Source organism: Nocardia sp. NPDC058499, from assembly GCF_042719915.1.
In the GTDB taxonomy this organism is placed as follows: domain Bacteria; phylum Actinomycetota; class Actinomycetes; order Mycobacteriales; family Mycobacteriaceae; genus Nocardia.
Map to the genome: position 1 here is coordinate 114862 of NZ_JBHXMZ010000006.1, position 16645 is coordinate 131506.

The 16645-nt window shown below is 68.3% G+C and carries 16 protein-coding genes; 7 read left to right on the forward strand and 9 right to left on the reverse strand.

All coding sequences use genetic code 11. From position 1 onward, the window contains the following. Positions 1-1290, reverse strand: coding sequence for a cytochrome P450 (locus ACFWPH_RS19540; RefSeq protein ID WP_378752896.1), 1290 nt, complete (start codon positions 1288-1290; stop codon positions 1-3). 142 nt (positions 1291-1432) lie between these two features. Between ACFWPH_RS19540 and ACFWPH_RS19545 the strand changes: the two genes are divergently transcribed. The 4 genes from ACFWPH_RS19545 to ACFWPH_RS19560 are packed head-to-tail and all read left to right on the forward strand — an operon-like array spanning position 1433 to position 5705. Continuing rightward, positions 1433-2581, forward strand: coding sequence for an acyl-CoA dehydrogenase family protein (locus ACFWPH_RS19545; protein WP_378752898.1), 1149 nt, complete (start codon positions 1433-1435; stop codon positions 2579-2581). Between the two features lie 30 nt (positions 2582-2611). Next, complete coding sequence (locus tag ACFWPH_RS19550; protein ID WP_378752900.1) at positions 2612-3841, forward strand: acyl-CoA dehydrogenase family protein; 1230 nt, start codon at positions 2612-2614, stop codon at positions 3839-3841. 28 nt (positions 3842-3869) lie between these two features. Next, positions 3870-4790: an LLM class F420-dependent oxidoreductase gene (locus tag ACFWPH_RS19555; RefSeq protein ID WP_378752902.1), complete on the forward strand. Its 921-nt coding sequence runs from the start codon at positions 3870-3872 to the stop codon at positions 4788-4790. Positions 4791-4799: 9 nt separating this feature from the next. Next, positions 4800-5705 carry an SDR family NAD(P)-dependent oxidoreductase gene (locus ACFWPH_RS19560; RefSeq protein ID WP_378752904.1) on the forward strand — a complete coding sequence of 302 codons (906 nt, stop codon included), beginning with the start codon at positions 4800-4802 and terminating at the stop codon, positions 5703-5705. 159 nt (positions 5706-5864) lie between these two features. On the opposite strand, the gene ACFWPH_RS19565 is transcribed toward ACFWPH_RS19560, so the two are convergent. Next, complete coding sequence (locus ACFWPH_RS19565) at positions 5865-6323, reverse strand: MarR family winged helix-turn-helix transcriptional regulator (RefSeq protein ID WP_378752906.1); 459 nt, start codon at positions 6321-6323, stop codon at positions 5865-5867. Between the two features lie 128 nt (positions 6324-6451). On the opposite strand from ACFWPH_RS19565, the gene ACFWPH_RS19570 reads away from it, so the two are divergent. Then, complete coding sequence (locus tag ACFWPH_RS19570) at positions 6452-7057, forward strand: TIGR03086 family metal-binding protein (RefSeq protein ID WP_378752908.1); 606 nt, start codon at positions 6452-6454, stop codon at positions 7055-7057. 88 nt (positions 7058-7145) lie between these two features. On the opposite strand, the gene ACFWPH_RS19575 is transcribed toward ACFWPH_RS19570, so the two are convergent. Then, a complete protein-coding gene (locus ACFWPH_RS19575; RefSeq protein ID WP_378752910.1) occupies positions 7146-7904 on the reverse strand; it encodes an AraC family transcriptional regulator in 759 nt (252 codons plus the stop codon). Between the two features lie 54 nt (positions 7905-7958). On the opposite strand from ACFWPH_RS19575, the gene ACFWPH_RS19580 reads away from it, so the two are divergent. Then, positions 7959-9128: an MFS transporter gene (locus tag ACFWPH_RS19580; protein WP_378752912.1), complete on the forward strand. Its 1170-nt coding sequence runs from the start codon at positions 7959-7961 to the stop codon at positions 9126-9128. A 23-nt stretch (positions 9129-9151) separates the two neighbouring features. Here ACFWPH_RS19580 and ACFWPH_RS19585 read toward each other — a convergent pair whose 3' ends face one another. Continuing rightward, a complete protein-coding gene (locus ACFWPH_RS19585) occupies positions 9152-10000 on the reverse strand; it encodes a helix-turn-helix transcriptional regulator (protein ID WP_378752914.1) in 849 nt (282 codons plus the stop codon). Positions 10001-10138: 138 nt separating this feature from the next. Between ACFWPH_RS19585 and ACFWPH_RS19590 the strand changes: the two genes are divergently transcribed. Beyond that, complete coding sequence (locus tag ACFWPH_RS19590) at positions 10139-10918, forward strand: NAD(P)H-dependent oxidoreductase (RefSeq protein ID WP_378752916.1); 780 nt, start codon at positions 10139-10141, stop codon at positions 10916-10918. A 347-nt stretch (positions 10919-11265) separates the two neighbouring features. Here ACFWPH_RS19590 and ACFWPH_RS19595 read toward each other — a convergent pair whose 3' ends face one another. The 5 genes from ACFWPH_RS19595 to ACFWPH_RS19615 all read right to left on the reverse strand — a co-directional run bounded on the left by ACFWPH_RS19595 (position 11266) and on the right by ACFWPH_RS19615 (position 16486). Then, positions 11266-12054 carry an NAD(P)-dependent oxidoreductase gene (locus ACFWPH_RS19595; protein WP_378752918.1) on the reverse strand — a complete coding sequence of 263 codons (789 nt, stop codon included), beginning with the start codon at positions 12052-12054 and terminating at the stop codon, positions 11266-11268. A 100-nt stretch (positions 12055-12154) separates the two neighbouring features. Continuing rightward, a complete protein-coding gene (locus ACFWPH_RS19600; RefSeq protein WP_378752920.1) occupies positions 12155-12994 on the reverse strand; it encodes an NAD(P)-dependent oxidoreductase in 840 nt (279 codons plus the stop codon). A 20-nt stretch (positions 12995-13014) separates the two neighbouring features. Beyond that, positions 13015-13536, reverse strand: a complete 522-nt coding sequence (locus ACFWPH_RS19605; RefSeq protein WP_378752922.1) for a DoxX family protein — start codon at positions 13534-13536, stop codon at positions 13015-13017. Between the two features lie 3 nt (positions 13537-13539). After that, entirely contained in the window at positions 13540-14508 is a 969-nt protein-coding gene (locus ACFWPH_RS19610) for an alpha/beta hydrolase (RefSeq protein WP_378752924.1), read from the reverse strand. Positions 14509-14797: 289 nt separating this feature from the next. Continuing rightward, positions 14798-16486, reverse strand: coding sequence for an OB-fold domain-containing protein (locus ACFWPH_RS19615; protein ID WP_378752926.1), 1689 nt, complete (start codon positions 16484-16486; stop codon positions 14798-14800). Positions 16487-16645: the final 159 nt, after the last annotated feature.

Here is a 16645-nt window from a genome sequence, read left to right on the forward strand (position 1 = left end):
CTAACCCTCCGTACGGTCGAATTCGAGGTGCAGGGCGGTGATTCCGCGCAGGATGAAGGTCGGCAGGTAGGTGAAGTTACGGTTGTCCGCTGGACCGTGCGCGCTCTCGTCGATCCGGATATCGGTAGTGCGTTCCAGCAGCCGTCTGAATGCCACCTTCGCCTCGGCGCGTGCCAGCGGAGCCCCGGGACAGGTGTGGACACCGCGGCCGAAAGCGATATGGGAGCGCGCGTTGGCCCGTTTCGGATCGAATACGCCCGGATTCTCGAAGCGCCGTGGATCGCGGTTGGCGCCGCCGTTGGCAAGCATCAGGACCGTACCCGCCGCAACCTCGACCCCACCGACTGTTGTGGTGGTCTTGGCGAGCCGGAAATCGCCCTTCACCGGGCTTTCCATCCGCAGCATTTCTTCGATGAAGTTGTTGATGCGTTCCGGGTCGCCACGCAGCCAGGACTGCAGTTCCGGGTCGTCGGCGATCAATTTCAGCCCGGACGACAGCAGTCGGACCGTGGTCTCCTGGCCGGCGGAGAAGAGGTTGGCGGCGACGCGGACGACGTCGATCACCTCCGGTTGGCTCCCGTCGGGGAACGTGGCCTCCGCCAGGCTGGTCAGGACATCGCCGCGCGGATTCTTACGCCGGTCCTCGATATAGGCGGAGAACTTCTCGTAGAGGAATTCGATCGGATTGTGTTCCATCGCGTGATCGGAACTGGTGCTGCCGACCGTTCCGGTGCGGTGCGGGTCCCGCTGGAGTGCGTTGAGGAACTCTTCCTGGTCCTCCGGCGGTACCCCGAGCAGATCGGCGATCACGTAGAGCGTGAAGGGTCCCGCGAAATCACGGATGAGTTCGCCCTTTCCGGGCGCCAGGTATTCGTCGAGCATCTTATCGGCCAGATCCCACATCGCCTCTTCGTTTTCCTTGAGGCGTTTCGGGGTGATCAGGCGCATGAGCAGCCCGCGGTGCGCGGTATGGGTCGGCGGGTCGAGGGCTGGGAGCTGATCGCTGAACGGCAGTGAATCCCGGTGTTCTGCGATCAGGGCGTCGGCATCGGAGTTCTCGTCGATGGGGACGGGAAAACCGGGGAAGGGGCCGGTTACCGAAATGCAGGAGGAGAACCGTTCGGTGTCGTTGAGAACCTCCAGTGCCTCGTCGTAGCCCGTCACCATCATGACGTTGTGGTGTTTCTCCCGGGTTACCGGGCACTGCTCACGAAGAGCGTCGAAATACGGGTACGGATCGGCAACCAGCTCCTGCCCGAGGAAGAAGTCCAGATCCTGGAAGTTTTTCACGTGACGGTTCCCTTCGCTCCGCCGGCTCCCACCGCCACGAGCAGCTCCGCCGGTTGACTTCCGCATTTGAGAATATAACTCTCATCTGTGAGTATGAGATTTCCACACGGCGTGCCGTGCGTCAACCGGAGGACCGGAGAACATGACCCTCGATCTCACCGCTGACCAGCGGCTCTTCCAGCAGACTGCCCGGGAATTCCTGGCGGAGACCGTCCCGGTGGCGACAGTACGCGCTCTGGGCGAGGCCGAAACCGGATTCGACCGCGAGTGGTGGCATTCGGCCACCGAACTCGGCTGGACCGCCATGCTGGTCGCCGAGGAACACGGGGGCGGCTCTATCTCCGGTCGTCCGCTGACCGAATTGGCGTTGGTCGCCGGTGAACTGGGCCGCGCCTGCGCCCCGGGGCCGTTCGTCACCACCAATGCGGTGCTGGCCGGGCTGGCGAGTGCGGAGACCGGATTCGGTGACACGATCGCCGCGGTCGCGGCGGGGGAGCAGGTCATCGCGTGGGCTGCCTACGAACCGGGCCGCGGCATGGAGGTGATGTATGCGCCGGGCGCAGAGGCGGGCGCGCGGGTGAGTGCGACGCCCGAGGGCGACGGGTACCGCCTGAACGGAGTCAAGGACCGGGTCGAATCCGGTGACCAGGCCGATCTTTTCCTGGTGACCGCGAACGGCCCCGACGGGCCGGTGCAGCTACTGGTCCCCGCCGATGCCCCCGGAGTGACCGTGACCCCCACCTGGACCCTGGACCTGGTCCGGCGCACCGCCCGTATCGACTTCGCCGGGGTCGTGGTGCCGGCCACCGCGGTCACGCATACCGGGCCGGCCGCCACCGGGGCGGTACGCGCCCAACTGCACACTGCCGCTGTGCTCACCGCCGCCGAAACCGTGGGCGCTACCGAGGTGGCCCTCGAATCCACCCTCGGATGGCTGAACGACCGCTACACCTTCGGCCGGCCGCTCGCCTCGTACCAGGCGCTCAAACATCGGATGGCCGATAACAAGACCTGGCTGGAGGCCTGCCGGGCCACCGCGACCGCCGCGGCCACGGCCTGCGACGACGATCCGGATACCGCGGACGAAGCGGTGAGTGTCGCGAAATCGTATGTGGGCGCGAAGGCGCCGGTGATCGGGCAGGACTGTGTCCAGCTGCACGGCGGGATCGGGGTCACCTGGGAGCACGATCTGCATCTGTACCTGCGGCGGATCGGGCTCGGCCGGGCGTTGTACGGCACGCCCGAGGAGCACCGCCGCCGGATCACCGATCTGCTCGTCGCCGCCGCCTAGCGCGACGCACCTCCTGGAAGGCACACCATCATGACCACCGATGTGGAACCTGTCGCCGAATTCCGCGAACGTGCCCGGAACTGGTTGCGCGACAACCTTCCTCCTGCCCTGCTGGAACAGGCACCGCCGGACAGTAAAGAGGAATGGGACCGGGCCCGGGAACTGCAGCGCAAGCTGTACGACGCCGGATTCGCCGGCATCTGTTTCCCCGAGGAATACGGGGGTCTGGGGCTCACCCCGGCGCATCAGGCGGCGTTCACCACCGAGTCCTATCCCTACGAGATGCCGGTCATCCTGAACGTTCCCACACTGTCCATTTGCGCCGCGACCCTGCTCGACCTGGGCACCGAGGAACAGAAACGCGAGCATCTGCCCGCGGTCCTGCGCGGCGACGAACTGCTGGTGCAACTGCTGTCCGAACCGCGCGGCGGCTCCGACCTGGCGGGGCTCACCACCCGCGCCGACCGGGACGGCGACAGGTGGATCCTCAACGGATCCAAGATCTGGAGTTCCGGCGCCTACGCCGCCGACTACGGCCTGTGCCTGGCCCGCACCAACTGGGACGTGCCCAAACATCGCGGACTCACCATGTTCCTGGTCCCGATCGGGGCGCCGGGCGTGACCGTGCAGCGGATCAAACAGGTCACCGGGTCCACCGAGTTCTGCCAGGAATTCTTCGACGATGTCACGCTCGGCGACGATGCCGTGGTCGGTCAGGTCGACAACGGCTGGGAGGCGACCTCGCGGCTGCTGCATCACGAGCGGGCCGCGATCGGCGGGACCTCGCCGTATATGAGCGGCGCCCGCCCGCATCTCGGCGGCGAGAACTCCCCGATCCTCGAGATAGCGCGCCGCCTCGGCCGGCTCGACGACGCCCGGGTCCGCGAGGATATCGGCGAAGCCCGCGCGATGATGGTGGTGCGCGACCAGCTGATCGACCACATCACCCGCAGCATCATGGCCGGTGAACTACCGCCGGCGGCCGGTTCGATCACCCGGTTGTTCAGCGCCGAGAACTCCTGGTTGCAAACCGATATGGCGGTCAAGGTCGCGGGCGCCGATGCCGCGACCCACGCGCCCGGTGACCCGCTCGATACCGCCAAGATCGGCACCGACTATCTGTTCCGTGCCGCCTGGAGTCTGGCCGGCGGGAGTACCGAAATGGCCCGCAATGTGATCGGCGAACGTGTGCTCGGTATGCCCCGCGAGTACGCCGCCGACCGCGACGTGCCGTTCAACGAGGTGAAAAGGGGCCGCTAGCGCGGAACCCGCAGATTCGGAGGCAGTGATGCGGTTCATCTTCCATTACCCGGAAACCGGCGGTGTGGACGGCGATGTCCTCGACGCCGGTCCGCTGGGCGAGGTCGCGCGGGCGGCCGAACGGGCCGGTTTCGGCGGGTTCTCGTTGAGCGAGCATCCCGCGCCCGGCGCGCGCTGGCTGGGCGCGGGCGGCCATCAGACCCTGGACCCGTTCGTTTCCCTGGGCTACGCGGCCGCGCTGACCGATCGGATCAGGCTGATCACCTACCTGTCCGTGGCGCCCTACCGCAATCCCATGCTGCTCGCGAAAGCGGCCGCGACGCTGGACAAACTATCCGGCGGCCGGGCGATCCTGGGGATCGGCACCGGTTATCTCAAGGGTGAATTCCATGCCGTCGGCGTCGATTTCGACGAACGCAACACCCTGTTCGACGAAGCGCTCGACGTCCTTCCGCTGCATTGGAAGGGGGAGCCGTTCAGTTACGCGGGCACACATTTCAGCGCCCGCGATGTGCAGGCCCGACCGACCCCGGTACAGCAGCCGATCCCGATCTGGATCGGCGGGAATTCGGCATTGAGCCGGCGGCGGGTGGCCCGGGCCGCGCACGGGTGGATTCCGATGTCCGGCGGTGCCGAACTCAGCAGTACCGCCCGGACTCCCGAACTCGGCGGGATCGAGGAACTGTCCCGCAAGATCGCCGAAATACGCGAAACCGCCGCGAGTTCGGGTCGCACCGAACATATCGACCTCGTGTACTCCTACAGTCATCCCGGCCTCACCGGCCCCGGCGCCGACCCGGGGCCACATCGGGAGGCGTTCGGTGAACTGGCCCGCGCCGGGGTGGACTGGATCGTGGTCTCCACCCGGGCCGGCGTGCACGAAACCCTCGACCCGGGAGTCACCTTCGACTTCCTGGCCGAGTTCGGCGCGACCTACATCGACGGATAGGACGATCACATGGGCTGGTTCGAGGAACGCGCAGGTCTCGCGGGCACAGTGGCCGTGGTGACCGGTGGTGCGGGCGGACTGGGCGGCGCGATCGTCGCGGACCTGGCGGACAACGGCGTGCGCGTCGCCGTCCTCGATATCGACCCCGCGGCCGCCGCCGAACTGCGGTCCGTCCTAGCCGACCGCGGCCACGAGTCCCTCGTAGAGCACGGCGACGCCCGCGATCCCGCCGAACTGACCGCCCTTTTCGAGGCCGCCCAGACCAGGTGGGGCCGGCTCGACACCCTGGTGAATGTGGTGGGCGGCACCTTCCGTGCCCCCTTCACCGAAACCCGCCCCAAGGGCTGGGACGCGCTGCTGCGCACCAACCTGACCCATGTACTGCACGCCTGCCACCAGGCGGTCCCGCTGATGCGGGCCGGCGGCCGAGGCGGCAGCATCATCAATATCACCACTGTCGAAGCCCACCGTGCCGCACCCGGTTTCGCGGTGTATGCGGCGGCGAAGGCCGCGGTGCAACAGTTCGCGCGCACGCTCGCGATCGAAGTGGCGCCGGACGGGATCCGGGTCAACAACATCGCCCCGGATTTCGTCCCCACACCGAACCTGGAACGTATCGGCACCGGTGACAACGCCATGATGGACCCGGAAGGGGTGAAGGTCGCCATCCCCATGGGCCGCGCCGGGCGCCTCACCGATATCTCCCACTGCGCGGTCTTCCTGGCCTCCCAGCTCTCGTCCTACCTCACCGGCACCACCCTGCACCCGGACGGCGGCACTTCGGCCTCCGCCGGCTGGTTCAACTGGCCCACCGAGGGCTGGGCAAACCACGCCCCGCTGCGGGTACTCCGGGAAAGCGGGGACCTCGGCGCCGACGGGGGTCGGCCACCCCTGGGAGCCTACGGAAGCGGGTAGCCGAGTCCCTTACGATCGCTGCCACGACGTTCGGTATCGGATCTCTGGCGGCCACCGCCGACGTCCGGCACCTCGACAGGGAATCCGAGCTGTGCGGTTGCGGGACCGGCGACGGCTCGCCCGGCTGATCGGTCGGGGCGCCCGCTCGGTCGGGCGCGGTCAGTTCGCTGCCGAGTCATCCTCGTCGAGGCCTCGGGGCAGGTCCGCCAGGGTGTGCAGGGCACTCAGGAATACCCGGCGGTCAGCGGGCGAGAGGTGTTGCAGCACCAGCTGTTCCTCGCGGGACTGGATTTCGGCTCGAGCCTGCGCGACGATCCGGTGCCCCTCGGCGGTGAGTTCCAGTAGCCGGGCCCGTCGGTCGGCCGGGTCGGGATATCGGTGCAGGAGTCTGCGGTCCTGGAGATCGTCGAGGACCGCGATGATCCGGGTTTTGTCCGCACCGATTTCCTGGGCGAGTACACCCTGGCCACGTGCCGGCCCGCGGCTGAGTGCGACCAGGACGCTGTAGGCCCACATGGTCAGGCCGTACGACTCGAGGACCGGGCGTTCCATGGCGATCAGCGTGCGGGTCAGCGGAGCGAGCATTGCCGCCAGGTCCGGACGGTCCGTTGATCCCATGAGGCAAATTTACCGGGGCCGGTAGCCGTCACCGCGTATCGGCATCCGTGCACGAGTGCGGCCGCTCCGCCGGTTCGGCCAAAATAATAAGCATGGACATATGATAGGTAGGTGCGTATCATCTGGATATGACCATCGAAGACCTTCGCGAGCTGGACCGCGCCGCGGTGCTAGCCACGGTGAAAACAGCTGAACTCGTGACACCGGACCTGCTCGACCGCCCGACCCCCTGTGCCGCCTGGACTGTCGGTGAGCTGCTGGCCCATATGGCCGCCCAGCATCGCGGCTTCGCCGCTGCGGCACGTGGCGACGGAGCCGACCTCGCCCTGTGGCATCCGCGCCTGCCCGGTCCACAGACCAGCGAGGAGTACGCCGAATCCGCCGATGCCGTGCTGGCCGCCTTCGTGCCGGACGATGTGCCGCAGCGTCTGTTCGCCATGCCGGAATTCGGTGCCGGTGTCACCGTGCCCGCCCACCAGGCCATCGGATTCCACCTGGTCGACTATGTGGTCCACGGCTGGGACCTCGCGCGGGCCGTCGGGCAGGACTACGAACTGGACCCGGCGTGCGCCGAACCGGTACTGCGGATCGTCGGGCAGATTCCCGACGGTCCGGAGCGCGACAGCCCGGAATCACCGTTCGCGCACGCGCTCCCGGACCCGGGCACCGGTCCCGCACTCGACCGGATCCTGCGCATGCTCGGCCGCTCCCCGAACTGGCCCGAACGCCGCTGAGCCGAATGTTCGCGGGCGACAACGACTTCGCTCGTCTTGCGGAGCGGACTGGTGCGAAACTTCCTTCGCGCTCGACCGCGGCGGCAGCTCAGGCGCTGTCCGGCGGCGAGCCGGGGAGGTGGGCGCCGGGTGTATGGCCGAACGTCTTGTGGAAGATATCGATGAACGCGCTGGCCGAAGCCCAGCCGCAGCGGTGCGCTACGGCAGTGACGGGCGTCCTTTCCGCCAGGAGGATCAGAGCGTGGTGCAGGCGTAGCTGGGTTCGCCATTGCGGAAACGTCATGCCGAGGTCGCTGCGGAACAGTCGCGACAGGGTGCGGTCGCTGGCCCCGGCCTCGCGGCCTAGCTCACCGAGGGTGCGGGTATCGCCGGGGTTGTCCATCAGGACGGCGCACACCGCGCGCAGCAGGGGTGCGGTGGGGCTGGGCAGGTGCAGGGGCTGCTGGGGTGAGACGCGGAGCTGGTCGAGCAGAACCGCGCGCAGGCGAGTGCGTTCGGGGTGGTCGCGGTCGTCGCGGGTGTAGGCGATGATCAGCTCCCGCAGCAGCGGACCGACCCGCAGCACGGTCGGCGCGGTCAGGCCGAGGGGGTTGTCGCCGGCGGGCAGCCCCAGCAGGTGTAATTCCAGGTCGCCGTAGGCGCGATGGGCGTGCACGGTCCCGGCGGGCACCCAGATGGCGTGCGTGCCCGGGGCAACCCAGGTTCCCGCGTCGGTCGTGATCGAGAGAACGCCGCGACCGGCGTAGATGATCTGGTGGTCGTCGTGACGGTGGGCGTCGATCCGCGCACCGGAGGCGAGCAGCTGGGCACGGGTCGGCGCGACCGGCTGATGGCGGATTTCCGGCACAGGATGGCAGTTTATCGGAAGCGCGCCAGCGGCCGGGTTGTGAGCATGGTGTGCGTGCGCCGAAACACCGCCGTTCTGCTGTTGTCCACGGGTCATGCCTGCGTCGATGTCTATCAGGGCGCGGTCGCGGCGCTCATCCCGTTCTTCGTCGCCGAGCGTGGCTACACCTACGCCGCGGCCTCGGGGATCGTGCTGGCGGCATCGCTGCTGTCCTCGGTGGTGCAACCGGTGTTCGGTGCGGTGACCGACCGGTGGCCGATGGCGTGGCTGTTACCGGTGAGCACACTGGTCGCCGGTACGGGTATCGCCGTCAGCGGGCTGTCCGAGTCGTATGCGCTCACGCTGGTGTGCATGGCGATATCCGGAATCGGGGTGGCGGCTTACCATCCCGAATCCGCGCGGATCGCGCGGGCCGCGAGCCGAGGTAGCCACACTCGGATGGCGTATTTCGCCACAGGCGGCAATATCGGCTTCGCGCTGGCGCCGGTACTGGTCGCGGCCACGGTCGCGGCGGGCGGAGTGAGCTGGACACCGCTGCTGCTGCTACCGGCGCTCGCCGGGGCGGTGGCGACCGTGCCGGTTCTGCGGGCGCGGCAACAGACCCGGGCCGCGGGGATCGCGGAGTATGCGCCGGGCGGGCGCGACGATATCGCGTCGTTCCTGCGGATATCGCTGGCCGTGGTGTTCCGTTCGATCGCTTTCATCGGGTTGAGCACCTTCGTATCCCTCTACGTCCAGCAGCGGATGAACGGGGATCCGACCGCGGGCACAGTAGCGCTGTTCATGCTCTACTCCGGCGGTGTGATCGGCTCGGCGCTGGGTGGTTCCCTGGCTGCACGCTGGGACCGGGTGACCGTCGCGCGGTGGTCGTACCTGTTCGCCGCCGGGACGATCGCGGGAGTGGTGTGGGCGCCGGGCCCGGGTGTCCACTTGTTCGTGGCGGCGACCTCGGTCGCGCTCTATGTACCGTTTTCGCTGCAGGTGACCCTCGGCCAGGACTATCTGCCCTCGCGGGCCGGCACCGCCGCCGGAGTCACGCTCGGGCTGTCCGTCAGCGTCGGGGGTCTGGTGAGCCCCGCCCTCGGCCACCTCGCAGATACCACTTCCTTGCAGATCGCGTTGTTACCGCTGATCGTGATGCCGTTGCTCAGCGGGTTGCTGTTCTGCAGTCTGCGCGATCCTGGCATTCCACGGCGAGACGTGTCGTCCGCTGTGAAGGTCTGAGTGCATGCTCGCGGACCGGGGAACTACTCGCGCATCGGAGCGGTCGCGTTGGAATCCGCGGCGCTGCTGTCCGCGTCCAGGCCGGCGAGCAGACGCAGCCCGTCCTCGGCGGGGCTACCCGGGACAGCGGACAGGACCAGCAGCTCCAGACCCGATTCGTCCGGGAGGGCGAAGTTCTCCTGGTGCAGTTCCAGGAGTCCGACCAGCGGATGCCGGTACTCCTTGCGCCCGTGGGTGCGGGCACGTACATCGGCCCGGGCCCAGAGGCGGCGGAAACGTTCGCTACCCATCGCCAGTTCGCCGATGAGCGAGACCAGCTGCGGGTCGTCGGGGTATTTACCCGCGGCCAGGCGCAGGTGCCCGACGGCGTCCAGGGTGCAGGTCTCCCAGTCCGCGTACAAGCCGCGGTCGGCTTCCTCCAGGAAGATGTGCCGGGCGGTGTTGAGCCCGGGAATCGGCCGGCCGTAGAGCAGCCCGGCCAGGCGATTGCCGGCGAGCACGTCCAGGCGGTGGTTCATGATCAGCGCCGGTGCGCCGGCGACCAGGTCCAGCACCCGCAGCACCTCCGGCCGGACCTGCCCGCCCGGTGTCTTCGCGCGGCGGCGGCGCTGCCGGGCGAGCCGGTAGAGATGGCCACGTTCGGTCTCGTCGAGACCGAGAACGCGGGCGAGCGCATCGAGAACCTGCTCGGAAGGCTGGGTGGCGCGCCCCTGCTCCAGGCGCACGTAATAGTCGACGCTCACACCGGACAGATGCGCCACTTCTTCGCGGCGCAGCCCGTCGACCCGGCGCGGCCGGTCGGTGGGGATGCCGACGGCGGCCGGGTCGACCCGGGAACGCCGGGTCCGCAGGAAGCCCGCGAGATCGTCCATGTCCCCAGTATGGTCGCGCCGGCGCCGGGGAAGGTGGCCCTGCCGATACCAGGAAGCCCGGTCCGGTGGAAGAAACGCCCCTGAACGCCGGGCGCCGCGGCGCCCAGGATCGAAGACATCCGATCCGAAGGAGTTCCGATGAAGACGTTGATCGTCTACGCCCACCCCGAACCGAAGTCGCTCAACGGCGCGCTGAAAGACCTCGCGGTGACGACCCTGGAACAAGCGGGGCACGAGGTCAGGGTGAGCGATTTGTACGCGATGGACTGGAAGGCGGTGGTGGATGCCGCGGACTACGGCCCCGCCGCCTCGGCCCCGCTGCGGGTCGTCCGCGATTCGGGCCGGGCCTTCGATAGCGGGGACCTCACCCCGGACGTCCGCGCCGAACAGGTGAAACTGCTGTGGTGCGAGATGATCATCTTCCAGTTCCCGCTGTGGTGGTACTCGATGCCCGCCATCCTCAAGGGCTGGGTGGACCGCGTATTCACCCAGCACTTCGCGTACGGCGTCGGCGAGCACAGCGACGCGAAGTACGGCGAACGCTACGGCGAAGGCACCCTCACGGGCCGCAAGGCGCTGCTGTCGGTGACCATCGGCGGCCAGGAATCGCACTACTCCGCCCGCGGGGTCAACGGTCCGATCGAGGATCTGCTGTTCCCCATCCACCACGGCATCCTCTACTACCCGGGTATCGAAGTGCTCCCGCCGTTCGTCTCGTACGGCGCCGACCGGATGACTACGGCCAACTATCGCGACGTGGCCAAGGCGTGGGAGCAGCGCCTGCTCACCCTGGACTCCACCGAGCCGATCCCGTTCCGGCGGCAGAACTACGGTGACTACGAAATTCCCTCGCTGCAACTGAAAAAGGGACTCGAACCCGCGGGCCGCGCCGGTTTCGGTCTGCATGTACGCGACTGATCGTGGTCGGTGCGACGACCACGCAGGACCCGCGACACCCTTACCAGCGTGCACTTCACCGGGGACGGCCGGGACGGCCGAGCGAACGACCATACATCGGGCGCCGGAGTGAGAGAACCTTCGTGGTGAGGCCGATACCGGCCGCGCCCGGTGCGGCGCCGACAAAGGCGGTGACGGTGAAGCGGCCTTCGGCCGGCAGAACTGCTCGGGCGGCGTGTAGACGGCCAGCAGTAGTGCGGCGAGGGCGGTCGGTGCCTGCGGGAAGGCCCGTACGGCAGGAAGCCGGCGTGAACAGCACACCGCCCCGGCGGTTCGGTGAACAGATCCCGGCCGGAAAGCCCGCCGGATCAGGCTGTTCCGACGGCGGCGCGGATGGCAGGGTCGAGAAGGCCGAGGTCACTACCGAGGCGGTCGGCGAGATCGCGGGCGACCGCGACATCTTTGCGGAGGAAATCGCCGACCGATTCGGAGAAGGCCGCGACCGATCCTTTGGCGGCGACGCTGAGAACCGCGCGGCTGGAACTACTCGCGTGGGGGAGTGCCGCAAGTACTTCCGATTCGGCGAGACCCAGCTGCCCGGCGAACCGGACGGCCTCGGTGACCAGGCCGATCTGGGCGGCGAACAGCGCGTTGTTCACCAGCTTGACTCGCTGGCCGTTGCCGAGTGCGCCGACCGGCAGGACCGGATCGGCGTAGGCCGACAGCACGGGGCGGGCACGTTCGACCGCTTCCGCATCGCCACCGAGGAAAACGGTGATCGCGCCGTCGGCGATATTGTGCGGACCGCCGCTGACCGGCGCGTCGACCACCCGGCCGCCGGCCGCGGCGATCGCGGTCGCGGTATCGGGGCTGCCGGTGGTGTGCAGGATCAGCACCGAATCGCGGGGCATGGTGTCGAGCAGACCGCTGCCGAGGCAGACCTCGCGTACCTGGTCGTCGGTGAAAACACAGATCACCACCGCCTCCGCGTTCTCACCCGCCTCGACGGCCGAGCCGACGGTCGTCGCCCCGGCGGCGCCGATCATCTCGCGGGTGGCAGGGTTGCGGCCGACCGCGCGCACACTGTGCCCGGCGGCCACGAGGCGCCGGATCATGGGGACGCCCATCCGGCCGGCGCCGACGAATCCGATACGCACTCGGTTCTCCTTCGATCGTGGGCGCCGGACCTTCCAGGCGCCCGAGCGGCCTTCGGGCCACCCGACCGCGCAGGCAATCGTGGCCATCCGGAACGCTGGTTCAGCGTGGTTTGCCCATGAGGCCCAGGGTCGCGTCGGCGGTATCGAGTACCGCGCCGGGCGTGATACCGGCCGTCTCGGCGAGTTCGCTGATCAACCGGACATCTTTGCGCAGCAGGTCCCCGGCATGGGTCGCGATCTGATCCAGTGACCCACCGCCGGCCAGGATCCGGCCCAGCGCGAAACTGTTCCCGCTGCCGTTGCCGATCACCTCGCCGAGCCGCTGCGGGCTCACCCCCAACTGTTCGCCGAGTTCCAGAGTGCTCACGGCGGTGGCCATATGTGCGGTGAAGAGCAGGTTGTTCAGCAGTTTGGTGGTCTGGCCGGCGCCGACATCACCGAGGTGTACCACCGGATTCGCGTAGGTGCCGAACACCGGGAGGCAGCGTTGCAGGGTTTCGGCGTCCCCGCCGGCCATCACCAGCAATCGCCCCGCCTCGACCGCCGGTGCGCCACCGCTCACCGGCGCGTCGATCAAGGAGATCCCCTGCTCGGCAGCCTTTTCGGCGAGGTTACGGCAGGTGTCGGGATGGACGGTGCTGTGGATGGCGATCACGGGCCGCTCGGTGCGTCCGGCTGCCGAGGCGGCGAATCCGGCGAAGATCCCGTCCTCGCGTTCCAGCACTTCCCGCACATCCGCGTCACCGACGACGCACAGGCACACCAGATCGCTGTCGGCGGCCAGCGCGGCCGGGCTTTCGGCGACCTTCGCCGCGGTATCGGCATACGGTTCGACCGATACCGCGCGGCGCGCCCACAGTGTGGTCGGGTAGCCGCCTTCGACGATCCGGCGGGCCATCGGCCCACCCTGGCTACCCAATCCGATGAATCCGACGCGCATACGATTCTCCCTTCGCGCGTTCAGGAATCGGCGCTCGCCGAATCCGGTTGTCCGGCGTTCGGCCGCCAGAACACGGCCAGCAGCGCGGCGGTCCCGAGCACGCCGACGAGGAGTGCGGTCAGTCCACCGGCCCAGCCGGTGATTTCGATACCGGCGGCATGGTCCACCGACAGCCACCCCGGGCCCAGAATGCCCATGACCACGCAGACCACGCCGAGCACCAGCACGTATTCGTAGCCGTCGCGCATCACGAAGAATCCGTTCTTCCGGTGCGCCAGCAGGGCGGCCACCAGCATCACCGAGATCACCGCCGCGGCGGCCAGCGGGGTGAGCAGTCCGAGGATCAGCAGTACACCGGCCCCGATCTCGGTGATGACGCTCAGCCACGCTTGCAGTACACCGTTGCGCAGCCCGAGGCTGCTGAACCAGCGCGCGGTGCCGGCGATCTTGCCGCCCCCGATCCAGTGGTTGACCCCGTGCGCGATCATGGTCGCCCCCACGACCAGCCGTAGCAGCAACAATGCGATATCGGTGACGTCCATGGGTTACCTTTCCGGCGCTGCGGCGCCGCCGTCGAATTGCAGAGTGGGCCCGGAGAATTCGCCGGCCTGCCGGGCGAGAAGGCATTCTTCGGCGAAAGCGAGCACGGACAGATGGTAGGCCGGTGCCGTATGGCCGAGGCTGATGTTGTGCGCGGTATTCGGCTGCCTGTTCACCACCACCCGGCCCGCGGCGGTGAACAGCGACCCCACCGCCGCCATCTCCTCCGGATCATTACGCCATACGCGTTCGTGTTCGCCGAGGGTGTAGCGCACCGGGATACGGATATCCGGTGCGAGCCCGAGGAATTCCCGGGCGGCCCACTCGTTGAGGGCCTTCACTTCGAGGGCCGATCCACGTGCGGATACGCTACCCCCGCCGAGTACGTCCGGGGCGTAGAGCCGCGAGGGGCTCCAGATCAGCTTCCCCACTCCCGGCGGTCGCTTACCCGGTTCCCGGCGCGCACCCCAGAGCAGTTCGTGGGCCACCGGCTGGTGCTGTCGCCCGGTCCCGGCAAGTTCGAGACCCAGCAGGTCCGCGCCACGGTCGGCCGCCGCCATCCGGACCGCCAGCTCGCACCCCGCCGAATGCGCGAGCAGGAAAACCCCCGCGCCACGCGGTAATCCGTCGAGCAGCGTATCGATTGCGCCGTACATCAGATCCACCCGCCGGCGCGGATCCGCCAGCCGGTCGGCATAGGGGCCCGAGCTCCGGAACCCGGGCCGGTCCAGCGCGAGCATGGTGTAACCGAGTCGCTGCCCGGTGCGCAGCAGCGAGAACTCCGGATGTCCGGGGCAGTCGAAATACCGGGAGTCGACCGCACCTCCGTGCACGGCGACCACCACCGCACGCGGTGCGGACGCTTCGGCCAGCAGTCCGGACACCGGAATTCCGTGGACTTCCCGCACTTCCGCGACGACAGGCAGCGGTCCCGTGGAATCGGTCGCGACGAGATCGGAATCGGTGAGGGTCATCCGTTGCCTGTCCCCGGGATGTTCCGAATGTCCCGCGCAGGTGCCTTCCGGGCGGGTTCGGGCATCGACGGCCGGACGTTCGGCACCGAACCCCGCAGGTGCGCCGGCGGCGTGGTCCTTCGGGGGTCACGCACCGTCGCCCCCGGGCCTACTGCGTTCGATACCGGTGCTCCTGCCCGAAGCTGACGTCGTGGTCGGCGAATTTGCAGGGCTCGCGGTCCAACCGGTGCGGGTCGGGTCGCACGGGCGGTCCGTGCCCGCGCCCCGGTGGCAGGCTGTGCCGGTGCGCTCACCGGGAGGCGCTCCGCAACAACATGGCCCCGCCCGGCGTCAGTCCGCCGCTGGAAACCACCGCGACCCGCGCATCCCGGACCTGGCGCTCCCCGGCCGTCCCGCGCAACTGCACGATCGCTTCGTGCAGCAACCCCATCCCGTGGGTGCGGCCGTGTGACAGTTGTCCGCCGTGAGTGTTCAACGGCAGGATCCCGTCGCGGGCGATGTTCTTCCCGCCGTCCAGGAAATCCTTGGCCTCGCCGATCTTGCAGAAACCCAGTGCCTCGATCCAGGACACGCAGTTGATGGTGAACCCGTCGTACAGTTCGGCCACATCGACATCGTCGGGCCGCAGATCGGTGCGGGTCCACAGGTGCGCGGCCGGGCCGAGTACCTGCGGTTCGTGGGTGAGAGTGCTCTGGTCCCATTCGATCCGCTCGATGATCTGGGTGCCCACGGCCTCGACTTCGATCCCGGGTACCGGCAGGTCTGCGGCGGCGTCGCGTGCCGAGACGATCACCGCGACCGCACCGTCGCACGGCACATCGCAGTCGTAGAGACCGAACGGCGTGGTGATCGGCCGGGCGTCGAGATAGTCGTCCATGGTCATCGGATCGCGGTAGACAGCGCTCGGATTCAATGCGGCGTTCGCCCGCTGGTTCAACGCGACCCAACCCAATGTCTCGCGGGTGGTGCCGTACTCGTGGAAATGCCGCTGTGCCTTCTGCGCCAGCGTATGCGCGGCGGAGGTGGATCCGAACGGATGCATCCAACTGGAGGTGCGGCCGCCGCCGGACACCGGGATGGTGCCGCGTTTCATCAGCTCGTTGAAGGTGGCTTCCCATACCGTGCGGTAGCACAGCACATGGGTGGCCAGCCCGGCGTGCACGGCGAGCATGGCCGCGATCACCGAACCGCCGGGCCCGAAGGTTTCGATCCCGCCGTTGTGCCAGGTGGGCCGGATACCGAGCGCCGATTCCAGCGCGGTGACCCCGCCTTCCCCGAAACCGCCCAGGTTGCCGCCACCCGGATACGAGGACAGGCCGTCGATATCGCCGAGGGTCAGTCCGGCATCGGCGACCGCCCGTTCGCAGGCGTCGACGGTGAGCTCGAGGGGTGGCCGCATCAGCCGCCGCCCGATATCCGACATCCCGATTCCGGTGAGAACGACACTGTCCTCGAAATTGTCGCGGCGCAGCATCGGGGTCACCCGCTGACCGAATTCGGCCGGCGCGATCTCGTCGACCGGTAGCGGCGCCGGTTCCGGTTGGTGCGCGGTGGGACGGAACAGCGGTAGCCAGACATCGTCGTCCTGCTGGAAGACCACCTCGAGCCGCATACCGAGGTGGAGTTCGTCCGGATCGCATTCGACGATATTTGTGGTGAGCCGGACCCGGGGGTCGTCGGCGAGCGCCACCGTCGCCACCACATACGAGGGCGGCAGCCCCGGCGTGGCAAACCGATGGTTTACCGTGAAGGAAGCAAGTGTCGCTGTCCCCGAAACCACGCGCGGGGCGAGTTCACGACCCCGGCAGTACCGGCAGATCGGCTGAGGCGGGTGGATCAGCGCCGAACATGCCCGGCACTCCTGGATCCGCAGCTGCCCGTCGGCGCCGGAGGTCCAGAAGAACTCGGTGTCCAGGGACAGCAGCGGGAGCGGCCGCCCCGAACGGGGTGCCGGATCGTCACCGTTCGTCGATGCCATATCGCCTCCTCGTATCACCGGTGCGCGGCGCTTCCGGCCGGTGATCTCCTCGTTGTGCCGGGGGAAAGGGGGGGGGGGGGGGGGAACGCACCACAACGAGGCCGCAAACAGAAAGGGTCGACTCCATCTACTTTCCGTCTCCGTCCCCCCCTCTCCGAT